The sequence below is a fragment of the Nonomuraea sp. 3N208 genome (genome assembly GCF_052245935.1).
GTDB lineage: Bacteria > Actinomycetota > Actinomycetes > Streptosporangiales > Streptosporangiaceae > Nonomuraea.
The window spans coordinates 1-3,011 of the sequence record NZ_JBQQBR010000121.1; the positions used below are offsets into that span (position 1 = coordinate 1).

Annotated in this window: 3 protein-coding genes; 2 read left to right on the forward strand and 1 reads right to left on the reverse strand. The window is 68.6% G+C overall.

Annotated features, from left to right (window positions below; all coding sequences use genetic code 11):
- A partial coding sequence (locus tag ACTWPT_RS59675) for a S8 family serine peptidase (protein ID WP_443186421.1) occupies positions 1 to 2,115 on the forward strand: 2,115 nt, incomplete at its 5' end.
- Positions 2,116 to 2,178: 63 nt separating this feature from the next.
- Here ACTWPT_RS59675 and ACTWPT_RS59680 read toward each other — a convergent pair.
- A complete protein-coding gene (locus ACTWPT_RS59680) occupies positions 2,179 to 2,583 on the reverse strand; it encodes a nitroreductase family deazaflavin-dependent oxidoreductase (protein ID WP_443186422.1) in 405 nt (134 codons plus the stop codon).
- Between the two features lie 142 nt (positions 2,584 to 2,725).
- Between ACTWPT_RS59680 and ACTWPT_RS59685 the strand changes: the two genes are divergently transcribed.
- Positions 2,726 to 3,011: LacI family DNA-binding transcriptional regulator (locus ACTWPT_RS59685; protein WP_443186423.1), on the forward strand; the 286-nt coding region annotated here is incomplete at its 3' end.

Consider the following 3,011-nt stretch of genomic DNA (forward strand, 5'->3'; position numbering starts at 1 on the left):
GGCGTGGGCATCGTCGCCGACAGGGCCGCCGCCAGACAACCCGTTGAAGACTCCTACACGGAGATGAGCGGCACGTCCATGGCCACCCCGCACGTGGCGGGCGCCGCGGCGATCGTCGCCGGCCTGCACCCCGACTGGAAGGCCGACCGCATCAAGGCGGCGCTCATGGCGTCCACGGCCCCCGGTGAGGAGCTGGGCGCCTACGTCCAGGGCTCCGGCCGCGTGGACGTCGCCCGGGCCGTCACCCAGCAGGTCACGGCCGAGCCGGTCTCGCTCTCCATGGGAGACGTCGAGCTGCCTGACAACGAGCCGAAGGAGCGCACGCTCACCTACCGCAACGACGGCGACGCCGCCGTCCGGCTGGAGCTCGATGTGACGGCCAAGGACGGGCACGGCCGGCCGGCGACGGTGTTCGCGCTCGGCGCCACCACGGTCGAGGTGCCCGCGCACGGCACCGCCCAGGTCACGGTGACCGCCCGGCCCGGCGCCACCGGTATCTACAGCGGCACGGTCGTGGCCAAGGGCGGCGACGTCACCGTACGCACCGGCATCGGCATGCGCGTCGAACCGGAGAAGCGCGGCCTCAAGCTGACCTTCACCGGCACGGACGGGCAGCCCGCCCAGAACGCCTTCGCCGGGGTGATCGACCTCGACGCCAAGGAACAGACCAACTACGACATCGCCGGCGGCACCCTGGACCTGCGGCTGCTCAAGGGTCATCGCTACACGGTCGTCACCCTGATGGCCGACCACGACGGCACGCTGGTGATGGCCGCCGAGCCGGAGTTCACCCTCGACGCCGACCGCACCGTCACCGCCGACGCCCGCCGGGCCAAGCCGGTGGACGTGCGTACGGAGGAGCCGACCGCGCGGCTGGCCATCGGCCTGCTCGGCATGCTGCAGCTCATCGACGGGATGCAGCCCTTCGGCGTGGACGTGGACCTGAACTCCATGTGGGGCGCGGACCGCGTCGACGGCATCAAGGCCATCCCGACGACCCGCACGGCCAGCAAGAACTTCGCCTACTACCGCTGGACCCAGTGGGCCAAGCCCAAGGGCGACGGCAGCTATGACGACAGCCCGTACTTCTACCACCTGATGAAGGCCGAGCCGCGCATCCCCGCCGACCCCGGCTACCGCCCGCGTCGCCGCGACCTGGCCGAGGTCACCTCGACGTACGCCGCCCAGCAGGACGGCAAGATCGGCGAGCACATGGCGCTGCCCGTGCTGTACGGGAAGACGCTGGCCTGGATGCCGTACAGCCACGTGTCCCGCATCCCGCTCCCGTTCCACCGGACCGAGTACTACACGCCCGGTGACACCGGCTGGTACCCGTCCTTCGTCCAGTACAAGACGCCGCCGGAGGGCCTCAACGACCTCGACCAGTTCTTCTTCGGCCAGACCACCGTCTACCGCGCCGGTCAGAAGACCGTCGACCGCTGGAACAACGGCGTCTTCGGGGCCTCGCTCAACCCCGACGGGGACTACAACTGGCGGGAGGAGAACATGCTGCAGTTCACGGTGGGCCTGTTCGACGACGGGACGGCCGATCGTCACTCCTTCAGTGACTACGTCTCACCGCAGTCCAAGCTCTACCGCGACGGCAAGGAGATCTACTCCGACGGCTACCTGCCCGGCTGGATCGATGTGCCCGCCGAGCAAAAGGAGAGCGACTATCGGCTCACGATGACCGCCGACCGCGTGCCGGCGCTGACCAAGTTCTCCACACGAGTCAGCGCGGAGTGGCGGTTCCGGTCGAAGACCCCCGAGCCGGGCAGCCGGCCGGCGCTGCCGCTGCTGACCGTCAAGGCCAACCCGGAGCTCGATGACCGCAACCGGGCCGCCGTGGGCCACACGCGCATCCCGCTCCGCGTCCAGCGCCAGGCCGGCTCGCCCGACCTGAAGCTGCGCACGCTCACCCTGGAGATCTCCTACGACGACGGACGCACCTGGCTGCCCACGCTGGTGCACCCGTCGGCCGGGGACGGATGGTCCGCCGAGACCTGGCATCCGGCCGGGGCACGCGGAAAGTTCGCCTCGCTCCGGGTCAAGGCCGCCGACAGCGGCGGCAACGCCTTCACCCAGACCGTCATCAGGGCTTACCAGATCAAGTGAGACGCGAGACGCCCCGCCGCGCCATGTCCGGGCCCCTCGGACATGGTGCGGCGGGGCCCTTTGTCATGTGGTGCGTTCGAGCACGACGACCGGGATGCGCCGGTCGGTTTTCTGCTGATAGTTGTCGTAGTCGGGCCATGCCTTGGCCATCACCCGCCACATCTCCGGCTTCTCGTCCTCGTCGGCCGTGCGGGCCCTCGCTTTGAACTTGTCACCCTTGACCTGCACCTCGACGTCGGGCTCTGCAATGAGGTTCTTGTACCAGTCCGGGTGCTCGGGAGCGCCCCCATAGGACGCCACCACCAGGTAGGCGTCACCGTGGCGCTGGTAGATCAGTGGGGTCGTGTACGGTCTGCCCGACTTGCGGCCTTTGGTGGTCAGGAGGAGGACGGTGGTGTTGTTCCACTCGTGCCCCTCCGCCCCATCGGTCTCCTGATAGCGCCGGACATGTTCCTTTCCAAAGAGCATGCTGGGCAGCTACCCACCGGGGGCGTGACCTCACCGTTACGCAACGAGGTCTGTACGAGAACTTAACGCGCCTGGCACACTGCATTTGTGTAAGCGCTTACACCGGCAATCATGAAAGCGCTTACACAAAAGGAGTGGCTCCATGGACGTGACCATCTACGAGGTGGCCAAGCGGGCAGGCGTGTCGATCGCGACCGTGTCCAGGGCACTGCGCGGCACCGGACCCGTCGCGGCCAAGACGCGCGAGAAGGTGCTGAAGGCCGTCGAGGAGCTCAACTTCACTCCCAGCCGCCTCGGCGTCAGCCTGGCCGAGGGCCGGCACGCGGCCAACGGCGTCGTCTTCCCCGACCTCGCCGGCCCGTACTACACCGAGGTGCTGCTCGGTTATGAGGAGGTCGCCTCCGAGCTGGGCCGCTCGGTGGTCATCC

Excerpts from the sequence above, each read along its gene's own strand:
- ACTWPT_RS59680 (WP_443186422.1), bottom strand. The coding sequence starts at position 2,583 with ATGCTCTTTGGAAAGGAACATGTCCGGCGCTATCAGGAGACCGATGGG.